The organism is Frankia sp. CeTa3Moorea (assembly GCF_978021225.1).
In genome coordinates, this window is sequence record NZ_CDXDOR010000102.1 from 1 (window position 1) to 19,538 (window position 19,538).

Annotated in this window: 18 protein-coding genes, 2 tRNA genes and 1 pseudogene; 11 read left to right on the forward strand and 10 right to left on the reverse strand. The window is 69.4% G+C overall.

Going from position 1 to position 19,538, the window contains the following annotated elements:
* Positions 1–66: 66 nt before the first annotated feature.
* Positions 67–777 carry an IS6 family transposase gene (locus tag AC08OV_RS16730; RefSeq protein WP_476615846.1) on the reverse strand — a complete coding sequence of 237 codons (711 nt, stop codon included), beginning with the start codon at positions 775–777 and terminating at the stop codon, positions 67–69.
* Between the two features lie 137 nt (positions 778–914).
* On the opposite strand from AC08OV_RS16730, the gene AC08OV_RS16735 reads away from it, so the two are divergent.
* From AC08OV_RS16735 to AC08OV_RS16760, 6 genes are all read left to right on the forward strand, one after another.
* A complete protein-coding gene (locus tag AC08OV_RS16735; RefSeq protein WP_476615847.1) occupies positions 915–1,115 on the forward strand; it encodes a hypothetical protein in 201 nt (66 codons plus the stop codon).
* A gap of 89 nt (positions 1,116–1,204) precedes the next feature.
* Positions 1,205–1,498, forward strand: a complete 294-nt coding sequence (locus AC08OV_RS16740; RefSeq protein WP_476615848.1) for a hypothetical protein — start codon at positions 1,205–1,207, stop codon at positions 1,496–1,498.
* A 175-nt stretch (positions 1,499–1,673) separates the two neighbouring features.
* On the forward strand, positions 1,674–1,895 hold the full coding sequence (locus tag AC08OV_RS16745; RefSeq protein WP_476615849.1) for a hypothetical protein: 222 nt from the start codon (positions 1,674–1,676) through the stop codon (positions 1,893–1,895).
* A 130-nt stretch (positions 1,896–2,025) separates the two neighbouring features.
* Complete coding sequence (locus AC08OV_RS16750) at positions 2,026–2,352, forward strand: IS66 family transposase (protein ID WP_476619910.1); 327 nt, start codon at positions 2,026–2,028, stop codon at positions 2,350–2,352.
* On the forward strand, positions 2,334–2,876 hold the full coding sequence (locus tag AC08OV_RS16755; RefSeq protein ID WP_476615851.1) for an IS66 family transposase: 543 nt from the start codon (positions 2,334–2,336) through the stop codon (positions 2,874–2,876). The genes AC08OV_RS16750 and AC08OV_RS16755 overlap by 19 nt, the downstream gene beginning before the upstream one ends.
* Positions 2,877–3,289: 413 nt before the next feature.
* A complete protein-coding gene (locus AC08OV_RS16760) occupies positions 3,290–3,622 on the forward strand; it encodes a hypothetical protein (protein ID WP_476615852.1) in 333 nt (110 codons plus the stop codon).
* Between the two features lie 39 nt (positions 3,623–3,661).
* Here the strand turns inward: AC08OV_RS16760 and AC08OV_RS16765 are convergent.
* Positions 3,662–3,734, reverse strand: a tRNA-Lys gene (locus AC08OV_RS16765).
* A 543-nt stretch (positions 3,735–4,277) separates the two neighbouring features.
* Between AC08OV_RS16765 and AC08OV_RS16770 the strand changes: the two genes are divergently transcribed.
* Together AC08OV_RS16770 and AC08OV_RS16775 are read left to right on the forward strand one after the other, a co-directional pair.
* Positions 4,278–8,318: an ABC transporter ATP-binding protein gene (locus AC08OV_RS16770; RefSeq protein WP_476619911.1), complete on the forward strand. Its 4,041-nt coding sequence runs from the start codon at positions 4,278–4,280 to the stop codon at positions 8,316–8,318.
* 163 nt (positions 8,319–8,481) lie between these two features.
* Complete coding sequence (locus tag AC08OV_RS16775; RefSeq protein ID WP_476614894.1) at positions 8,482–8,796, forward strand: hypothetical protein; 315 nt, start codon at positions 8,482–8,484, stop codon at positions 8,794–8,796.
* Positions 8,797–8,939: 143 nt separating this feature from the next.
* On the opposite strand, the gene AC08OV_RS16780 is transcribed toward AC08OV_RS16775, so the two are convergent.
* Entirely contained in the window at positions 8,940–9,677 is a 738-nt protein-coding gene (locus AC08OV_RS16780; RefSeq protein ID WP_476614893.1) for a DUF459 domain-containing protein, read from the reverse strand.
* A gap of 376 nt (positions 9,678–10,053) precedes the next feature.
* Here AC08OV_RS16780 and AC08OV_RS16785 point away from each other — a divergent pair, with 376 nt between their 5' ends.
* Entirely contained in the window at positions 10,054–10,812 is a 759-nt protein-coding gene (locus AC08OV_RS16785) for a polysaccharide deacetylase family protein (protein WP_476619912.1), read from the forward strand.
* A gap of 52 nt (positions 10,813–10,864) precedes the next feature.
* Here AC08OV_RS16785 and AC08OV_RS16790 read toward each other — a convergent pair whose 3' ends face one another.
* Positions 10,865–12,436: an aldehyde dehydrogenase family protein gene (locus AC08OV_RS16790; protein WP_476614896.1), complete on the reverse strand. Its 1,572-nt coding sequence runs from the start codon at positions 12,434–12,436 to the stop codon at positions 10,865–10,867.
* A 535-nt stretch (positions 12,437–12,971) separates the two neighbouring features.
* Here AC08OV_RS16790 and AC08OV_RS16795 point away from each other — a divergent pair.
* Positions 12,972–13,688: a response regulator gene (locus AC08OV_RS16795; protein ID WP_462187051.1), complete on the forward strand. Its 717-nt coding sequence runs from the start codon at positions 12,972–12,974 to the stop codon at positions 13,686–13,688.
* An 81-nt stretch (positions 13,689–13,769) separates the two neighbouring features.
* Here the strand turns inward: AC08OV_RS16795 and AC08OV_RS16800 are convergent.
* From AC08OV_RS16800 to AC08OV_RS16825, 6 genes and pseudogenes are all read right to left on the reverse strand, one after another.
* Positions 13,770–13,845 (reverse strand) — tRNA-His (locus tag AC08OV_RS16800).
* A 191-nt stretch (positions 13,846–14,036) separates the two neighbouring features.
* On the reverse strand, positions 14,037–14,843 hold the full coding sequence (gene orn, locus AC08OV_RS16805) for an oligoribonuclease (RefSeq protein ID WP_476614891.1): 807 nt from the start codon (positions 14,841–14,843) through the stop codon (positions 14,037–14,039).
* A 14-nt stretch (positions 14,844–14,857) separates the two neighbouring features.
* A complete protein-coding gene (locus AC08OV_RS16810; protein WP_462187053.1) occupies positions 14,858–15,334 on the reverse strand; it encodes a hypothetical protein in 477 nt (158 codons plus the stop codon).
* A 540-nt stretch (positions 15,335–15,874) separates the two neighbouring features.
* Positions 15,875–16,306, reverse strand: a pseudogene (locus tag AC08OV_RS16815) (S16 family serine protease); the annotation flags it as partial.
* Between the two features lie 191 nt (positions 16,307–16,497).
* Entirely contained in the window at positions 16,498–17,349 is an 852-nt protein-coding gene (locus AC08OV_RS16820; protein ID WP_476615954.1) for a hypothetical protein, read from the reverse strand.
* A 16-nt stretch (positions 17,350–17,365) separates the two neighbouring features.
* Entirely contained in the window at positions 17,366–17,722 is a 357-nt protein-coding gene (locus AC08OV_RS16825; protein WP_476615953.1) for a glycine-rich domain-containing protein, read from the reverse strand.
* Between the two features lie 392 nt (positions 17,723–18,114).
* On the opposite strand from AC08OV_RS16825, the gene AC08OV_RS16830 reads away from it, so the two are divergent.
* Entirely contained in the window at positions 18,115–19,200 is a 1,086-nt protein-coding gene (locus tag AC08OV_RS16830; RefSeq protein ID WP_476619913.1) for a helix-turn-helix domain-containing protein, read from the forward strand.
* The last annotated feature ends 338 nt before the right edge of the window (positions 19,201–19,538 follow it).

Below are 19,538 nucleotides of genomic sequence, written 5' to 3' on the forward strand. Positions count from 1 at the left end.
GTTGGTTTTACAGTCCCTTGCGTTCGGCGAAGGCGGGGCATGCCAGCGGCCGGGGGCTGCTGGCGGTCAGAGTGCTGTGGCGAGTTCGGTGAACGCGGCTGCCAGCCGCAGGTGCGGGCTGCTGTCGGTCCCGAGTTCGTAGTGGCCGCGGCGGATGTTCTGGACGAGGGCGTGTCCGGTGCTGATGGTTTGGACGGACCGGAGGCGTTTCAGTCCGCGCATCGGCCGGAGCCGTGCTTTCAACCGGCCGTGGTCGGCTTCGATCCGGTTGTTCTCCCGGGCGGCGTCGACGTGGCAGGCCTTGGGGAGCAGCTTGTCGAGGATCCGCGGGTAGACAGGCGCCTTGTCGGTCGTGACCTCGCTCGGCCGGCGACCTTGGGCCAGCGCTCGAACGAAGAAGCGTCGGGCGGCGGGCTGGTCGCGTCGTTCGCTGGCCAGGACGTCAATGACCTGGCCCTGCTGGTCGACCGCATGGTACAGGTACGTCCAGCGGCCGGCGACCTTCACGTAGGTCTCGTCGACGAACCACCTGTCCCCAGCCCGGTGCCGACACGGCCGGGCCGCCTCGGTCAGCAGGGGGGTGAAGCGCCGCACCCACCGGTAGATCGTGATGTGATCAACGTCGAGGCCGCGTTCGGCGAGCAGCTCCTCGACGTCCCGGTAAGACAGCGCGAACCGCAGATACCACCGTACCGCCAGGACGATGACCTCGGGCGGGAAGCGGAACCCCGCGAACTCCGACGTCGGAACCGGTGGACAGGCACGACCTCGACGCATCACTCGATCATGACTGATCGGGATCCGCGATGCCGGACTCCGTCGATGCAACAGTGCCCCTCTGGGCATCGATGCGGTAGGTTCCGCGTTGGATAACTTCCTGGAACAGGCTGGAACATGAGGGACGGTGGTGGATCATGGAAAATCCGGCCGATCTCCCGTACCCGGTTCCGGAACCTCACGAGTGGGCCGACGAGCCTGACCATGAGACCGCTCGGCTCCTCGACGAGGCCCTCGACGATCTTGCCGCCGGCCGGTCGGTGATCTGCCCGTCCGAAGCCTCGTTCGGCGCGCTTCTCGCCGAACTCGCCGCGGAACCGCACACGAAGGCGAGCTGACGGCCGCCGCGAGCAGATGACTGTGTCGGCGTCGCCCGGGACGTCGCGTCGATGCGGAAGGTGCGGGATCGGCCCGTTAGGGTAGCGGGGTGCCCACCTACGAGGCGGTCGCCCATTTCTGGGCAGACTACCGCCGACTGCGACCCGAGCAGCGCGCCGCTTTCCTGCGTGCCCGGACGCTGTTCGTCGGTGGCCTCGCAGAGGGCGCACTCCACCCGTCTCTGCGGGTGAAGGGCTTCAAACTGCGCCCAGGCGTCTTCGAACTCTCATGGGCGCCGGATGGTCGGGCACTCTTCACCTACGGGTCGCCGCTGCCCGGCCACGGAACGGACCCCCACGTGATCTGGCTGCGCGTCGGTACCCACGACATCTTCCGCGTCTGATCGGCAACACCCCATTCGGCAAGGACATCCCCGAGCTTGTCACCCTGGCCGCCACGGCGGGGTCGAACGGTCGTAGCGGCACGTCCGACCCAACCTGGCGAGTCTCCGAGGGGTCGACCTCCTCCACTGCAGGGATCCGGCTGCTCGGACCTCCCGCGACCGTATCCTCTGCTCTGTGAGCATCTTGCGGGATGAGCTGCACCGGCTGATCGACCGTCTTCCCGAGTCCCAGGTCGCGCCGATCCTGGCTCTCGTGAGGGAGAGTACCCCGACCGAGGACGGCGGCGACGAGTGGCCACTCCCTGACTTCGTAGGAACCCTCTCCAGCGGGAAGAGCGACCTCGCGGCCCGCTCCGGCGAAATCCTGAGTGACGAGATGGGGCGCGGTCTCGAATGATTCTCTGGGACACCGGACCGCTCAAATCAGTCTGATTCCACTGGCTGAGGAGTGAATTACCGGACCACGGAGGGGCTGGGTCGGGGCGTGCGGGATCGCGTGGGGACCCGGTGCTGGCTGGTCCGCGCGTGTGGAACGCCGACCTGGGGGTTCGGGGTCAGGCGGCGGGTTCGATGGTGATGGTGTAGCCGAGCTTCTCCAGTTCGCCGACGAGACCGGTTGGCACGTCTTCGAGCAGGTCGCCGGCAAGGAGGGCCACCGCTGGTGGCTCTGGGTCTTCCTGGCCCCGGACACCGTGGTCTTCCGGATAGCCCCGACCCGCTCGGCCGCCGTGCTTGAGGGCCACCTCGGCGTCGCCCGCACGAACACCGACGGCACGACGAAGAAGGACACCGCGCTGCCCGACGGCCGGCACCTGCTGCTCTCGGCGGCCTCTACGTGGCCCACCGGGCCCTGACCGCAGCCGACCCCGATAGCGGTGTCCACGACGAGACCCAGGCAGCGTTCGAGAACGCCCTGGCCGCGATCGACACCGCCCGCCACGCCGAGATGGCGATCTACAGCCTGCACCCGGCGGCGAAGAAGGTCCTGGCCACTCTCGACCACGAATGGGACGGACTGGCGCGCCACCGCGACTTCCCCGACCTAGATCTTGACAACAACGCGGCGGAAAGGGCGTTGCGGAACCCGGTCGTCGGCCGGAAGATCTACTACGGCAGCCAGGCCCGATGGTCCGCCGACCTGGCCGCCCGGGTCTGGACGATCACCGGCACCGCCGAACGCAACCGCTGTGAACCCCTCGGCTACCTGACCGACTACCTCGACGCCTGCGCCGCGGCCGGCGGGAAGCCACCCGAAGGCCCGGACCTGGAACGGTTCTTCGTCTGGCTCGACCGCCCCCGAGACCAGGACACCACCGGGCGCCACGACGATCCCAGCAGGGCCGCGTGGGCCGAACCCGGTACCGGCGCATTACCGTAGGCCCGATCCCGGGCCGAGCCGACACCCGACCACCACAAGCCGAGCTTCTGACATGCCCTCCCACAGGATTTCCGAACGTTTACTCCAGAATCAACGGTGACCGGCGTTTCCCGCGGGTGCCGTCACAACCCGACAACCCGACAACCCGACAAGGTGCGCGTCCCGGTGTGGATGCTGCTGTGCGGCTGCTGGCGGGTGCATCCTCTGGCGTTCTGGCGTTCTGGCGTTCTGGCGTTCTGGCGTTCTGGCGTTCTGGCGTGGTGGCTGTGGGGGCGTGCCCGGCTCACCTTCGTCTACCGGTGGCGGTGGAAGCCGGCGATGGTCCACACCGACCTTGCCATCCGGATGCCGGCGTCGACGGGTAATCAGGTGACGTTCGACGTCGCCGGTGCCACCGCGCGGGTAAGGGTTCGGTGCTGTGGTCGGTGCTGCGCGGGCTCGGGCCGGCGGTGCGCGCGGGGCTGGTCGAGCTGTGGGTGCGTGACCCGAAGGGCGGGATGGAACTGGCCTTCGGCTGCGCCCTGTTCACCCGCTTCGCCACCACGACGAAGACGATCGCGGATCTGCTCGACGGTGCGGTGACCGTCATGCGGGACCGGACGGCGCGTCTCGCCGGGAATACCCGCCTGTACACCCCGACCGCCGGTGAGCCGTTGATTGTCCTGGTCGTCGCCGAAATCGCCGCCGCGATCCCGCGCCGCTCACAGGCTGCCCACAACGATCATCGAACGAGCGGTCAATCATGACTGTGATACATGAGAGCAGGTCAAAGGCCTGTCTACGGGTGCGCCGCCAGGGACTTGAACCCCGAACCCGCGGATTAAGAGTCCGCTGCTCTGCCAATTGAGCTAGCGGCGCGTTGCCTCCGCGTCCCCGCGGCGACATGCAGAACTCTACCAGGCGCTGGAGACGAGTGGCCGGGGGTGCAGGCAGGGCGCTCGGTAGCGGCGGCCACCTTGGAGATCACTGGTGGCGGCGGCTCCGGGTCCCTGCGTGTGCTCCGGGGTCCCTGCGTGTCCTCCGGGGCCGGTCTTGCCCGGGATCTTGCCCGGGTCCTGGGGCTGCCTGTGGTCTCGGCTCGGAGCCGTAACGGGCATCAGCGGGGTTCCAGGAATGTTTCGCTGATAGACATGACGTGGCCGACGCCGCGGGCCTGCCGGACGTACGGTCAGGCCGGGACACCGCGGTGAGGCCGGGACGCGGTGGCTTTGGCGTCTCGTCCCTTCCCTCGCGTCCGATCCGGACCGGCGTCACGCGGGTACCGAATCGGACCTGACGACCTGGAGGCCCACCGCGAGTTCCGAAGCATCGTCCGCTGACACGGCCCGTCCCTCGCACGGACCGCCGGATCGGCCGGACCCCAGCCCGCACCCGGGTCCGGGTCCCGTCGAGCGATCGCAGTTGCCCAGCCCACGCCCACGGCCCCAACCAGCCGAGGGGCCTGCCGCCCCCGGCTCCCCGGTGGCTCCCGGCTCCCCGGTGGCTCCCGGCTCACCTACGGCCACCGAGGAGAAAGCCGAGGAGAAAGCCGAGGAGGCCGGGCCGGAGAAAGCCGGGGGCCCCGGACCGGAGAAACCGGCGGTCGGCTGGCTGCGCAGGATCCTCCGCGAGATCCTCGTGTACCGCCGCAACGCCGCCCTGGCCTTCGGCGCCGCGCTGCTCGGCACGCTCGTCACGGCCGCCGTCCCGTTGGTCGAGCGGCAGGTCATCGACAATGTCGTCGTCACGCACCGCCACTCTCTCGCACCCTATGTCGCCATTCTGCTCGGGGCCGGGGTCGTCGTCTTCGCCGCCGCGTTCGTCCGACGCTACGTCGGTGGCCGGCTCTCCCTCGATGTCCAGTACGACCTGCGCGACGCCGTCTTCAGCGCCATCGAGCGCCTCGACGGGGCCCGGCAGGACCAGCTCCAGACCGGGCAGGTGGTGAGCCGGGCGATCTCGGACGTCACCGTGGTCCAGGGTCTGCTGTCCTATCTGCCGATGATGAGCGGCAACCTGGTGCTCTTCGTCGTGTCCCTTGTGGTGATGGCCTGGCTGTCCCCGCTGCTCACCGTCATCGCGCTCGCGCTGGGGCCGGCGCTGTTCATCGTCGGCTACGGCGCCCGACGCACGGTCTTCCCGGCGACCTGGGCGGCGCAGCAGCAGGCCGGCGAGGTCGCCGGAGTGGTCGAGGAGGCCGTCGCCGGCGTCCGGGTGGTGAAGGGGTTCGGGCAGGAGGCCCGCGAGCTGGACCGGCTGGCGGTGGACGCCCGGTGGCTGTTCGCGCTTCGGATGCGTGCGGTGCGCATCACCAGCAGGTTCGGTGCGGCGATGCAGGCCGTTCCCGCGCTCGGCCAGGTCGCGGTGCTGGCGCTCGGCGGCTGGCTGGCGCTGACGGACCGGATCACCCTCGGCACCTTCCTCGCGTTCAGCACCTATCTCGGCGCCCTGATCGGGCCGACGCGGACCCTCGCCGGTCTGCTCACCGTGGGCCAGCAGGCCAAGGCCAGCACGATACGCATCTTCGAGATCATCGATTCGCAGCCGGCGATCACGGACCGGCCGGGCGCCGTGCGCCTTGGCTGGGTCCGCGGGCTGGTCGACCTGGACGGTGTCACGTTCGGCTACGTTCCGTCCCGCCCCGCGCTGCGGGACGTGAGCCTGCGGATCGAGCCGGGGGAGACGGTCGCCCTCGTCGGCACGTCCGGTTCGGGCAAGTCGACGGTCGCGATGCTGCTGTCGCGGTTCTACGATCCCCAGGCCGGGACGGTCCGGCTTGACGGTGTGGACATCCGCACGGTGACACTGTCGTCGCTGCGGGCGCAGATCGGGGTCGTCTTCGAGGACAGTTTCCTGTTCTCCGACACGGTGCGCGCGAACATCGCCTACGGCCGGCCGGGTGCCACGGATGACCAGATCGTCGCGGCCGCGCAGGCGGCGCAGGCGGACGTCTTCATCCGCGGCCTGCCCGACGGCTATGACACCGTCGTGGGGGAACAGGGCCTGACTCTCTCCGGCGGCCAGCGCCAGCGCGTCGCGCTCGCCCGCGCGCTACTCACCGATCCCCGCGTCCTGCTCCTCGACGACGCGACCTCGGCCGTGGACGCCCGGATCGAGGCCGAGATTCACGACACGCTCCGGACGATCATGCGTGGCCGCACCACCCTGCTCATCGCGCACCGGCGCTCCACCCTGCGCCTCGCCGACCGGATCGCCGTGCTCGACGCCGGCCGGATCGTCGACGTCGGGACCGAGGCCGAACTGACGGCCCGATGTCCTCTGTTCCGCCATCTGCTCGCCGGCCCCGGTGAGGGCCTTCCCGACCAGCTCCCGTCCCCGTCCCCCGACCCCGACCTTTCTTGCCTATCCAGAGGGATAAATCGGACACAAAAGGCTCTGGATAGGCAAGGAAGTGGGCAAGGAAAGGGAAGCGCTCTCCGGGGCGGTGCTCTCCAGGGCGGTCTCGGCCGGGGGCTCGGCGGCGGGGGCCCCTTCGGTGACATGCCGGCGACCCCCGACCTGCTCGCCCGGGTCGACGCCCTGCCCCCGGCGCTCGACGAGCCGCGGGTCGACCAGGCTGCGGCGGCCGCCCCCGACCCGGCATTCTCGCTGCACCGGCTGCTGGCCGTGGTCCGCTGGCCGCTCGTCCTGGGCCTGCTGCTGGTGGCGGCCGACGCCGTCGCGGGTCTCGCCCTGCCGACGTTGGTGCGGCATGCCGTCGACGCCGGTGTGAGTGTCGGGGCACGTGACGTCCTGTTCGCCACCGCCGGTGTCGCGCTGGCGGTGGTACTGGTCAACTGGGCGGTGCAGGTGTGGCAGACCCGTGTCACGGGCCGGATGGGGGAGCGGTTGCTTTACATCCTGCGGGTGAAGACCTTTGCGCAGCTGCAGCGCCTCGGGCTTGACTACTACGAGCGCGAGCTCGCCGGCCGGATCATGACCCGGATGACGACCGACGTCGACGCCCTGTCGACCTTCCTGCAGACCGGCCTGACCACCGCCATCGTCAGCCTGCTGTCCTTCTTCGGCGTCCTGGTGGCGCTGATCGTGCTGGACGCCGAGCTCGCCTTGGTCGTCGTCGCCGTACTGCCGATCCTGATCGTGGCGACGGTGGTGTTCCGGCGTCGCTCCTCCGCCGCCTACACCGAGTCCCGGGAACGAGTCAGCGCCGTCAACGCATCGCTGCAGGAGAACCTGACCGGCCTGCGCATCGCCCAGGCGTTCGGCCGGGAAGCGGTCAACCAGGCAAGGTTCCGCGAGCTCGCGGACAGCTACCGCCGCTCGCGGCTGCGGGCACAACGGATGATCGCTCTCTACTTCCCGTTCGTCGAGTTCCTCTCCCGGGTCGCGGGTGCTCTCGTGCTGGGAATCGGCGCCCACCTTGCCGTCGGCGGATCCCTGTCGCCGGGAGCACTACTCGCGTTCCTGCTCTATGTGGACCTCTTCTTCGCGCCGGTGCAGCAACTGTCCCAGGTGTTCGACGGTTATCAGCAGGCCCGGGTCGGTCTGCGCCGGCTTTCCGAGCTGCTGCGGACTCCGACCTCGACGCCGCCGGCCGAGCACCCGCGACCGGTCGGGCGGCTGGCCGGCGAGGTGGTCCTGGCCGGCGTCCGGTTCGCCTACACGGGAGGCACCGCCGCGCGGACGGAGAACTCCGGGCCGGCGGAGAACTCCGGGCCGGCGGGAAACGCCGGGCCGGCGGGAAACGCCGTGAACGGGGTGAGCCTGCGCATCGCCCCGGGGGAGACAGTCGCCCTGGTCGGGGAGACCGGCGCGGGCAAGTCCACGGTGGTGAAGCTGATCGCCCGGTTCTACGACGTGACCGAGGGTGCGGTGCGGGTGGACGGCGTCGACGTGCGCGACTTCGACCTGCCCGCCTACCGGCGACGGCTCGGTGTCGTTCCGCAGGAGCCGTTCCTGTTCTCCGGGACGGTCCGGGACGCCATCGCCTACGCTCGGCCGGATGCCTCCGACGCCGAGGTCGTGGCGGCGGCGCGGGCGGTCGGCGCCCACGCGTTCATCACCCGCCTGGCCGACGGCTACGATCATCTGGTCGGCGAACGCGGCCGGGGACTGTCCGCCGGCCAGCGGCAGCTCCTGGCGCTCGCCCGCGCGGAGCTCGCCGACCCGGACATCCTGCTGTTCGACGAGGCGACCGCGGCGCTCGACCTCGCGACGGAGGCGGCGGTCACGGCCGCCTCGGAGGCGGTGGCCACCCGGCGGACCACGATCGTCATCGCCCATCGGCTCACCACGGCGGCCCGGGCCGACCGGGTGGTCGTGATGGCGGACGGCCGGGTGGTCGAGCAGGGGCCGCACGCCGAGCTGGTGCACGCCGGCGGCCCGTACTCCCGCCTGTGGGCCGCCTTCACCGCGGAGTCCGTCACGCCCGCGGAGTCCGTCACGCCCGCGGATCTCAGCCCGACCGCGGACAGCGGTGCGGATCGGCGAGCGGCTGGCTGACCGTCAAGCGGCTGGCTGACCGGCGAGGGCGGCCTCATTCCGTAATGTCATGGTTCGCCCTCAAGCCTGAGGGGATGCCCTCACGGGGCGACGAGCAAGCCCGCCCGTCGCCCCGATCGGCCGAGCGGTCACCCGGGGCCGGCGGCGATCAGAGGAGGGGATCATGAAGGCGAACGGTCTGTTGATGGAGATCACCTGGCCACGGCTGCCCAGCGGAATCGCCACACCCGGTGAACTCGCCGACCAGCTGGACGCCGACCTGCGGGACCGCGCCAGGGTCGCCGCGTTCGACGAGCACGGTCTGTGGGTCCGGGTCCACCGGCCGCACCAGGTCGAGGCGCTCGCCGCCGAACTCGCTTACAAGCTCTCCCAGGTCGGCGCGCCCGATCAGACGTTCCTCTCCTGGCACGACGAGCTGGGTAATCATCGTCGTTCGCTGAGCGGCCGTCGGATCGGGATGCACCGCAAGGTCGCCTGAACATTCCGGCGGATTCTCGACGAGGTCCCGCGAAGCTCGGGGAAGCCGGCGAAGCCCCGGAAGCCCCGGAAGCCCCGGAAGCCCCGGGAAGACCGGAAGATGGTGGATCCCGCCCGGTCGGCCCTCGGTCGGTCGGCTGGCGGTCAGCCCTCGGCCGGCTGGAGGGTCTCCCGAGCGATCGCGGTGCCGAAGCGGACGGCGCCAGGGGACGGGACCGGGCAGGCCGTCATCGGCTTCTGGAGCAACGGGCAGAAGTGGACCCCGTCGGGGCTGCGGACTGTGACGACCCCGCCGGGCTCGCAGGTCTCGCCCGCGGCACAGGGCATCGTCGAGGTGAACCGGCCGTCCATGGTCAGCACCCGGCCCGCGGGGACCACCCGGGTACGTTCGTGCTCTGCGGCGATCTGGCGCCACAGGCGGTCCAACAGGGTCATCCCGGCCTTGTCGACCGTCTGGTCACGCCGTGGCGGCGCATCCACGAGGACGACTCCGATGCCCTGATTCGTCAGCATCTTGACGGCCTTCGTCACGTCCTCCCGGTAGGCCGTCACCAGGTCACGACCCTGCATGCAGGGCGTCACCTGGTTGCCGGAGAACACCAGAACCGCGGTGGTCGGCCGCCAACGCCGCGCCTGGTCGCGGATGTCCATGAGCCAGTCGCAGGGCGCCGTGCCACCCCAGGTGCGCACCAGCACGGCGGTCCCGCCGTCCGCGCGGGCCGCCTCGTCGAAGGCGCTACCCGCCTCCCAGGCGAGCGAGTCGCCCCACAACGCCACCCGTGGCCTGTCGTCGGAGGTCCTGTTCACCACCAGGGTGCCCCCGACTAGGACGATCGCGACGACGAACAGCCAGCCGACCGGTCCCAGCCGTCCGATCCGCACGGTCCGCCCCTTCCTGCCCCGCCGCACCGGGCCGATATCACCGGATCCCCGATCACGTCCGACTCTGCCCGGCTACCCACCACCTCATCGTGCTTCCCGCCCGGCGCTGTTCTGGTGACGGGTGTGCCGTCCCCACGAACGGACATTACCGAACGTACCTCCCATAACTGTTCTATCCAGAGACCCGAGTAGCTCCCGCTACCGCGGGCGGTCGTGGCCGAGACGGAGGGTGGGGGGTGGGTAGGACATGGCAGTACCCATGGCAGTACCCATGGCAGTACCCATGGCAGTACCCATGGCGGCGGGCTGCCCTGTGGCGGCGGGCATGGGGGTGCTGGTCGGAAGGCGAGACCGGATCTGTGGCAGAGTTTTCGCCATGACGCGGTCCGTTGCGACGCGCAGGCCCACCATGGCTCGCCGTACTGCCGCCGCGGCGTTGACCCTGGGCGGCGTGGCCGGGTTCACCTACGGCATTCCGTCGCTCACCACATTGCGTCGACTACGGCTGCGGTGGACGCCGGCGCTCGCAGGGCTCGGCGCGCCTGATCACGTCGCGCTCACCTTCGACGATGGTCCGGATCCCGTGTCCACGCCGCAGTTCCTCGACGTGCTCGCCGAACTCGACGTGCGGGCGACGTTCTTCGTCCTCGGTGGTCTGCTGGAACGCGCACCGACGTTGGCGAGGGAGATGGCCGCCGCCGGGCACGAGCTGGCCGTGCACGGCTGGGATCATCGCCCGATGCTGTTGCGCGGTCCCCGCTCCACGCACGACCATCTCGCCCGCACCCGGGACCTGGTCGTCGAGATCACCGGTCGCGCGCCGCGGTTCGTCCGGCCGCCGCACGGCATCCTCTCGGCCGGGCTGCTCGTCGCGGCCCGCCGCCTCGACCTCAGCCCCGTCCTGTGGTCGGCGTGGGGACGCGACTGGACGGCCGAGGCGACGCCGGGCAGCGTGCTGGACACCCTCGCCCCCGACCTGCGCGGGGGCGCCACGGTGCTGCTGCACGACTGTGACTGCACATCGGCCCCCGGGGCCTGGCGCAGCGCGCTCGGGGCTCTACCCGGGATCGCCGCGCGCTGCGACGACGCCGGCCTGCGCCTCGGACCACTCGCCGAGCACGGCCTGCCGGCCTAGCTGAATCCTCCTTCTGGCAGGAGCGGCCGGGCAGGTGAGACGGCCGGGCAGGTCAGACGGCCGGGTAGAGGGAGTAGCTCGGGAAGTTGCCGACGAGCCGCTCGTCGGCGTCCGCGCCCACGGTGACGGCTCTGGCCAGATGGACACCGCCGACGAAGGCCCCCTTCCAGGAGGCGCCGCGGCCACCGAACGGCTCGTCCCGGTCGCCGCGGGAGCGCGGCTTGTTGACTCCGACCTTGAACGCCTGCAGTTCCCCGGCGAGCCGGCGGGCATGGGACTCGTCGTCGCAGGCCAGTGAGGCGACCAGCGCGCCGTTGGAGGCGTTCATCGCCGCCAGCAGCTCGGCCTCCGAGTCGACGACGACGATGGTGTCGACCGGGCCGAACGGCTCCGCGTGGTGCAGCGCAGACGACGCCGGCGGGCTCAGGACCGCCACCGGCGGCACGTAGGCGGAGGTGTCCTGCCCGGGGATGAACCGGCCGTCCGCGAGGTCTCCGCGGTAGATCGGCACACCGCCCTTCGTGATCGCCTCGTCGATCTTCGCGGCCAGCTCGGTCGCCTTGTCCGCGGTGATGACCGGGCCGTAGTCCAGCTCGGGCAGCGGGTCGGTGTCGTCGGCGACAGCGAGGGGGTGGCCGAACCGGACGCCGGAGACCACCGGCAGGTACATCTGGAGGAACCTGTCGAACAGTTGGCGCTGGACGACGTAGCGGGGGTAGGCGGTGCAGCGCTGCTTGCCGTACTCGAAGCCCTTCTTCAGATGGGCGGCGAGCACGTCCCACTGGGAGAAGTCCCAGATGCCCCAGGCGTTGAGGCCCTCCTGCTCGAGGAAGTGGCGCTTACCGGTGTCGACCAGGGCGGCGGCGACCTGGCCACCCGCCGACCGGCCGCCCACGAAGGCCAGGCAGCCGATCTCGGGGGCGCGGACCAGCGCCGAGCTCAGCCGGGAACCCGATCCGGAGACCAGCGAGACCGGCAGACCCTCCCGGCGGGCCAGCGCGCTCGCCAGCGTCAGGCAGGCGGCGCCGCCGTCGGTCGGGGTCTTGGCGATGGTGCCGTTGCCGGCGAGGATCTGGACGAGCACGGCATGCATGAGCACGCTCATCGGGTAGTTCCAGCTGGCGATGTTGCTCACCGGACCGGGTAGCTGGGTGCGCCCGGCGATCATGCCGTCGATCTCGTCGATATACCAGCGCACCCCGTCGAGGGCACGGTCGACGTCGGTGCGCGCCAGCCGCCAGGGCTTGCCGATCTCCCAGACGAGCAGGAGAGCCAGCAGGTCGCGGTGGGCGTCCATGGCGTCGACGGCGGCGCGTACCCGGGCCTTGCGCTCGGGCAGCGCCACGTCGCGCCAGCGCTTGTGGTCGTCGAGAGCGGCCCGGATCGCCTCCCGGGCCTCGTCCAGCTCGATCATCGGGGGCCCGGCGATCGGTGTGCCGTCGACGGGGGACAGGCTGTGCAGTGGGTTTCCAGTTCGATGCCAGTGCCCGCCCCAGAGATTACGGAGGCGGTCCTCGTCGAACGCCTCGGGGGCAATCTGGCGGCAGGTGGCGAACGCCTCGGACCAGGTGGTACCCGGCTTAATGTGGAGTCGTGGCTGGGAGCTGCTGGATGCTGCGGCCATACCGGTGATATTGACGGTCATCCGCCGATCACGCCAGGCAAAACGGCCCACTATTTCGAGGGTTCTTAGATGACTGTATCAGTGTAATAACACTCGGTAATTTCCTGCATAAACCGCTATGTGGCCACTCATCGCCCCTGCTCGATATCTAATGATCTTGCTGGTGCTGCTGGTGCTGCTGGTGCTGCTGGTGCTGCTGGTGCTGCTGGTGCTGCTGGTGCTGCTGGTGCTGCTGGTGCTGCTGGTGCTGCTGGTGCTGCTGGCTCGCGTTGGTCGCCGGGGTCGTTGCCAGGAGGAAACCCGGCGCGACTCGCCGCGCGAACATGGTCATATGCGGGTGGGTGGCAGCGTCCACCGCGTACTATTTCCGGCATGTCGGATGCGTTTATCGGGCGAGATGGCGGCACCACTTCGGCGCCGTCACGACCTCGGGTGTGTACTTCATCACGTAGAGTGGGATGGTGTCCGAACCATCTTTCGTTCGCGTCCGGGTTGCCGCCGCTCGGACGATTCGATCCTGATTCCCGGATGTGTGATGACGGCCAGTGTCGTGCCGCCGTCGGCCGCTGAAGCCGACTCCGTCGAGGGCTCCGCGCCGATCCGGGTCCTCGTAGTGGATGATCATGAGTTGTTCCTCCAGGGCCTGCAGACGGTCCTGGAGATTGAGGAGGACATCAGCGTCGTCGGCCGGGCCGGTGACGGTCAAGAGGCTCTGACCTTGGCCTCCGGGACGTCGCCGGACATCGTCCTGATGGATGTCCGGATGCCGGGCCGGGACGGGATCGCCGCGGCGGGTGCCATCAAACGTGCTGTTCCGCGCACTCGTATCGTGATGCTCACGGTCTCGGACGAGGAGTCCGACCTGTTCGAGGCGATCAAGGCGGGTGCGGTCGGGTACCTGCTGAAGTCGATTCCGCCGCACGAGGTGGCCGACGCGGTGCGGGCCGTCCACAATGGGCAGAGTCTGATCAGTCCTTCGATGGCATCGAAGTTGATGGTCGAGTTCGCCACGATGGCCCGTGGTACCGAGGACCGTCCTCGGGTGCACGCCCCGCACCTGACCGCGCGAGAACTCGAGGTGCTGAAGCTGGTCGCTGAGGGGCGCGCGAACCGCGAGATTGCTCGCAAGCTGTTCATCAGTGAGAACACGGTCAAGAACCACGTTCGTAACATCCTGGACAAACTGCAGCTGCACTCGCGGATGGAGGCCGTGATGTACGCGGTCCGCCAGGGGCTGTTCGACATCGAGTGAGCCCGGCGGGGCCGCACGGCTGGCTGCCGCGGTGGGCCTCCGTCCGCCACCCCGCGGGGCCTGGTCAGCGGGATATCGCTCTGGGGTGGGTGACGGGACTTGAACCCGCGGCCACCGGGACCACAACCCGGTGCTCTACCAGCTGAGCTACACCCACCAGAACCTGGCTGCCATGCCGAAGGAGGAGACCCGGTCGGACCGGAGATCCTCCGACCGGTGCGAATCCGGGATGTTCCGAATCCGGGATGTTCCACCCACGCCGCCTGACCAAGCGAAGCTATCGTACCGGTCCGCGCCACCGGATGGGCAAGGGGGTTACCCCGGTCATGCTCACCGCGCTCACCGCGCTCACCGCCCGTTCAGGCGGGCGGTGGAAGATCCCCCGCTAAGCCGCGCGGGTGAACCGGCCGGGTCGTCTGGTTGCGGGTGCTCGGAGCCTCCGGCGGTCAGGGCGGCCAGCGACGCATCGGCCTGGTCGCGGATCTCGGCGGCGATCGCGCGGGCCTGCTCGGTGCCCGGCCCCGGCTGGGGGACGAACACGGCCCGTCGGTAGTAGCGCAGCTCCTCGATGCTTTCTTGGATGTCCGCTAGGGCCCGGTGGCCGCCGCGTTTGACCGGAGCCGCGTAGTAGGCCCGCACGTACCAGCGGCGGGCGAGTTCCTTGATCGACGAGACGTCGATCATGCGGTAGTGCAGGTGAGCGTCCAGTGACGGCAGGTAGCGTGCGAGGAAGGTGCGGTCCGTGGCGATCGAGTTGCCGCACAACGGGGCCTTGCGCACCTCGGGAATCCGGGTGCGGACGTAGTCGAGGAGCTGGCGCTCCGCGTCGGCGAGGGACAAGGTGGAGGCCTGGACGGCGGCGGTCAGGCCCGAGGCCTCGTGCATCTCGCGGACGACCGGCTCCATGGTCTGCAGCGCCTCCTCCGGCGCCGAGATGACCAGGTCGACGCCCTCGTCGAGGATGTTGAGCTCACTGTCCGTGACCAAGCAGGCCACTTCCAGGAGTAGATCCGACGCGGCGTCCAGGCCGGTCATCTCGCAGTCGATCCACACCAGTCGATCCATCCCGCTGACACTATGGTCTGCGGTCGCCGTCGTCACGTGCACCCTCGGGTTCTCATCGGGATAGCTGAGTGCTTGCTCCGCCGAGATCATCTTATGGTCCCTGTTCAGTTACTGACGGTAAAGCTGATGGAGATCTGAGTGTTCCCGGCTCCGACCAGGATCGCGGTCAGGGTGTACAGCCCGTCCGGGACCTCGGAAGTCTGCCATCCGCCGGGATGCGGCGTGAACAGGTACGGCGGGCCCGGGAGATCCCGCCGGTACGGCCCGATCGGTCCATTCAGCACGTACGTCAGGGTGCCGGCGTAGCCCGTCGTCTCCACCCGGATGGTGCGGAATCCCGAGATGGTCTCGCCCTGGTGGATGCCGGCGAAGGTGAACGGCGCGACGGACATCGTCGACGACGGCGTGGGCACGGCGCCCGGGCCGGGCCGGGATGGACGACCGTCGGGTGCGGGGGATGCCGCCGGGGCCGGGCCGGACCGGGGTTCCTGGCTGTGATAACTGAACACCAGGATCGGCATCAGGACCAGGGCAGCGAAGAACAGCGCAAGACCGACCCAACCCCGCCTGAGGGCATCCACGCTGCCTGCGTCCCTCCGCCATGCCGCCCATGGGTTCGGGTCACTTTAATAGGCGGGGATGTGACCGACTCCCGCGGCCTGGGACCGATCGGGATCGAAGCGCGCAGTCGGGCAGGAAAAGGCAGCCGGGCAGGGGGAGGGGGACGTGGGCCGACAGCGGGTCGACGGGCACGCCTGCCGCCGCGGCGTCGGACCGGCACGGGTGGTCCGGACCGGCACGGGAGACGCAGCCGCTTGTCGATGCGGCTGCCGAGGGCAAGACGGCCTAGCGGGTGCGCCTGCGCCGGCCGGGTGGCCGGTTCGGCGGATGGGCGGGCCCGCGATTGTCCCGCGGTCGCTGGCGCACCCCTTGTCGACTGAGCCCCAGGATGCGCTGCTGTGCGATGCGCTCCTGCCGAAGACAGCGACCACGATCCACGCCCCGACCGTAGCCGCCATCTGCGTCTTCCGCGCCCCTCGTCACATGGTGTTTACCTCGTCCCCGGCGTGTCGCTGGCTCTCGCTCACCCTCTTCCCGGCCCCTGGTCGGCCTTCAGATCCTCAGGCGGCCAGCGGTGTGGGGGAGCGCCCGCCGTGGCCCGGCCGGTCGGCGCGCCCGGTGGCGAAGGCAGGCTCCAGGGCCAGGTCCAGCACCTCCCGGACGTCGGTCACCAGGTGGACGGTGAGCGCGTCGCGCACCGGCGCCGGGACGTCGTCCAGGTCCGGGCCGTTGCGCGCCGGCAGCAGCACCGTGGTGATGCCGGCGCGGTGCGCGGCGAGCAGCTTCTGCTTCACCCCGCCGATCGGCAGCACGCGCCCGGTCAGCGATACCTCGCCGGTCATCGCCACCTCCGCCCGGACCGGCCGGCCGGACAGCAGCGACGCCAGGGCCGTCGTCATCGTTACCCCGGCGCTCGGCCCGTCCTTTGGCACCGCACCCGCGGGGACGTGCACGTGGACACCGCGGTCGGCCAGATCCCCGACGGGAAGTTCAGGCGGTAGAGAAAAGTTGCGATGACCCCAGATGTGGCAGGGGACCCCAGCGAGGCCCGCATGCTCGGGGCTTCGCCGGGGTCCCAAGGGCCAGCCGACGGAGGATTTGGAGTCAACCCCGCCGGCTGGGGCTCAGATGCACTGACCTCGAACCCGAGATCACGGGATCATCATGGCCATACAGGTCGTGGTCAGGTCAGGCGCCACGCGGCATAGGTACGCGCCAGGGCGGCTCGGTTCTGAGCGGCAAGGCTGTCCGCCTGCGCCGCTCGCATGCTCCACAGTCCCGCCACGTGGCAGGCAAAGGCGGTCCGATCCTCGTCGGTGCCGCCCGCCCAGCAGTCCAGCCCCGCCGCCCACTGCTCGGCCTGCTGGGGGGTATGCCCGGCGCCAATGAGACGGATCACCATGAACGCGGCGTCTACCCAGCCGGCACCCTGCGCCGGCCAGCCCCAGTCGACCACCCAGACACGGTCCTCTCTGATCATGAACTGGTGGGCATGAAGGTCGGTGTGAATCAGCCGGTTCCCGGCCACGGCGTCGACTACAGCGCCCGCGTGGACGGCCGCAGTGGCTACGTCCCAATCGGGGAAAACTCTAGCTGGAAGCGTTTTTAGATCCTCCCACCAACCCGTGTTGCGCCATCGATCGGAAAGCGAGCGCAGACCCTCGCCGGTCCGGCGGGAGATGTCGTTGACGACGTCCCGGACGCGGGGTAGGTCAGGAGAGCCGGGGATGAGGTCCGCTGGTTGGCCGGTCGCATGCTCGAAGCCAACCAGCAGCCAGTCATCGACCTGGCATGCGAACCGTGGACTCGGCGCGATTCCTGCGGCGAGGTGACCGAACGTGTGCTCGTTACGGAGCCAGCGTGCTCGCCGGCCGCCGCCGTGGACGCCTTTGACGAACAGCCGCTGCTCACCCGCATCCACGACCGCGGCGAGGTCGCAGCCGTCCCCGACGTCCACCGAGTCGGCGGACGTGACGGGTCCGGTCTGCGCCTCAACCGCGTCGCGGACCTGCGTCGGCAGATCATTCCACTTCATGGGAAGTTCGACTCCGCTACTTGGGGACCCGGCTGCCCTTATTTTCGTCGCCGTCCTTGCCGCTTGCCGAGCAGTTGCCCTCGTCGGAGCATGTGGAGCACTTCGCCCACAGTTCGTGGTCGACGGCGTACCCGGCCTGTTGCATCAGGGTGATCGTACGAGCGTGCCTGGCTGCGCTGATGCTGCGGTCGGGTGGCACGTCGTCGGGCACGTGGTGGATGAAGTGGCCGGCGACCTGCCGGCAGAACAGCGTGTACTCCTTGGTGTGCAGCAGAAAGGTGTGCCAGCCCAGGTCGATCGGCGTATGGGCGCTCGACCAGGTGGTCCGCCGCGAGCCGGTTACACAACCGCTCGAAGAGTCTCGGCGTAACAAGATCGCGGCCTCTTCGGGTCGCGATGATCGTGGGCGTGGACATGGTGGGTTTCCTCTCGTCGGGGTCGAACCGCCAGCGACCACGCCGGGTGGCCGCGACGGTTCCTGCTTCGTCGACCCGCCGGGAACGCGGCCTTCAACAGGACCGTTTTAACTGGCGATCGACAGACTACGCAGCGAGTGGTGGTCGATTGTTCACGCTTGCGAACACGCCTGACGCACTGTTCACATCGGTGAACTCATCTGTAACCGTACGACCGACGTTCGTGGGGCTACTCTGAGCGTGTACACCCACACATGTGTTCCGGTCAGGAGAGGCGTCTGTGAACGACAGCCCGGAGGCACCGGCCACCATCGGCGCGCGTATCCGTTCGTGTCGCCGTTAGCGGGGCATGACCCTTGAGACCCTTGCCGGCCTGACTGGCCTGTCCAAGGGGTTTTTGTCGATGGTGGAGAACGGGCAGCGCCGTATGGACCGGCGTTCGCACCTGGAGGCGGTCGCTGACGCGCTTCAGGTCTCCATCACCGACCTGACAGGGCAGCCCTACAAACCCACGAACCCCGCCCAGGCTCGCTCTCTCGCCGCTATCCCCGCTGTCCGGGCCGCCATCCTCAACACCGCGTTCGATGAGCAGCCGGACTGCCCGGCACGGTCTATGGCCGCGCTGCGTCTCGCCGCTGACGACGTTGAGGCAGCGCGGGAAGCAGCCGCGCACGCGAGCTACGCATCGGTCCTGCCAGACCTGATCCAGGAACTGCATGTGCATGCGATCGGCTCGGGTAGTGACGCTCGCACCGCGCTTGCCGCCTTGGTCGGCGCCTACCGGTCGGCTTTCGTGCTCAGCAAGGATCTCGGTTACGTCGATCTCGCGTGGATCGCGGCTGATCGTGCGATGCAGGCCGCCGCGCGTCTCGACGATCCAGCGTGGTCGGCGTTCGGGGGCTTCTACCATGCCAACGCGCTCATGAGCGCTGGCGCCCGCAGCCGCGCGCGTCAGATCGCTGAGCGGGCCGCTGATGCTGCCTCCGGCCAACTCGGCAGGGCACAGGTCATGCCGGTCTACGGCATCCTCCACTTGGCATCGGCACTCGCCGCAGTGCCGGCCGACGCCACGGGCGCCGTCGACGCCCACATCGGGGAAGCCGCCGAGATCGCCGCTCGAACAGGCGAGACGAACGTCTTCCACCCGCACTTCGGCCCGGCCAACGTGGCGGTTTGGCGCCTCAGTATCGCAGTCGAGCGGGGCGACGGCGGGAAGGCACCCGAGATCATGCGTGGTGTGGATACGTCGCCGCGCACAGTTCCTCACCGATTTCGGCCGAGGACTTGCCCAGTCGCGCGGCAAGGACAAACAAGCCCTCGCGGTACTCCGCGAAGCGGAACGGCTCGCGCCAGAGCTGGTCCGGACTCACCCGCTCGTGCGGGAGACTGTTGCCGTCATGCTCCAGCGTGCCAGAGCGAACGTCGGAGGACGTGATCTACGCGGACTGGCCTACCGAATGGGTATCGCTTGACATAGCCACGGGCCGGCGGGATGGAGGGGAGCGGTGGACCGTTGGCCACGTGGGAGCACGGGTTGTCGGATTTGTGTCCTGTTTTCGTGTGTTCGGGGTTTGTGGTCCGGCTGGGCCGGGTCTGATGGGTTCAGGTCGGCGGGGCGGCGTTTCCGAGTGTTCCATCACGCCACATTTTCCCTGGGCCTGAGCTTGTCGTTTAACTTGTCGGTCCTTCAGATCCTGCGGCTGTTGACCTGTCCGTGGTCTTCCCGACTGGTTGGATGATCGCTGGTCGTCGGTTGGTGGGGCCGGGTGGGCG

Bases quoted from the DNA above. Each gene is read 5' to 3' on its own strand.
- AC08OV_RS16730 (WP_476615846.1), bottom strand. From the start codon at position 777: ATGCGTCGAGGTCGTGCCTGTCCACCGGTTCCGACGTCGGAGTTCGCG.
- AC08OV_RS16735 (WP_476615847.1), top strand. From the start codon at position 915: ATGGAAAATCCGGCCGATCTCCCGTACCCGGTTCCGGAACCTCACGAG.
- AC08OV_RS16775 (WP_476614894.1), top strand. From the start codon at position 8,482: ATGAAGGCGAACGGTCTGTTGATGGAGATCACCTGGCCACGGCTGCCC.
- AC08OV_RS16785 (WP_476619912.1), top strand. From the start codon at position 10,054: ATGACGCGGTCCGTTGCGACGCGCAGGCCCACCATGGCTCGCCGTACT.
- AC08OV_RS16790 (WP_476614896.1), bottom strand. From the start codon at position 12,436: ATGGCCGCAGCATCCAGCAGCTCCCAGCCACGACTCCACATTAAGCCG.
- AC08OV_RS16795 (WP_462187051.1), top strand. From the start codon at position 12,972: ATGACGGCCAGTGTCGTGCCGCCGTCGGCCGCTGAAGCCGACTCCGTC.
- orn (WP_476614891.1), bottom strand. From the start codon at position 14,843: ATGATCTCGGCGGAGCAAGCACTCAGCTATCCCGATGAGAACCCGAGG.
- AC08OV_RS16820 (WP_476615954.1), bottom strand. From the start codon at position 17,349: ATGAAGTGGAATGATCTGCCGACGCAGGTCCGCGACGCGGTTGAGGCG.
- AC08OV_RS16830 (WP_476619913.1), top strand. From the start codon at position 18,115: ATGACCCTTGAGACCCTTGCCGGCCTGACTGGCCTGTCCAAGGGGTTT.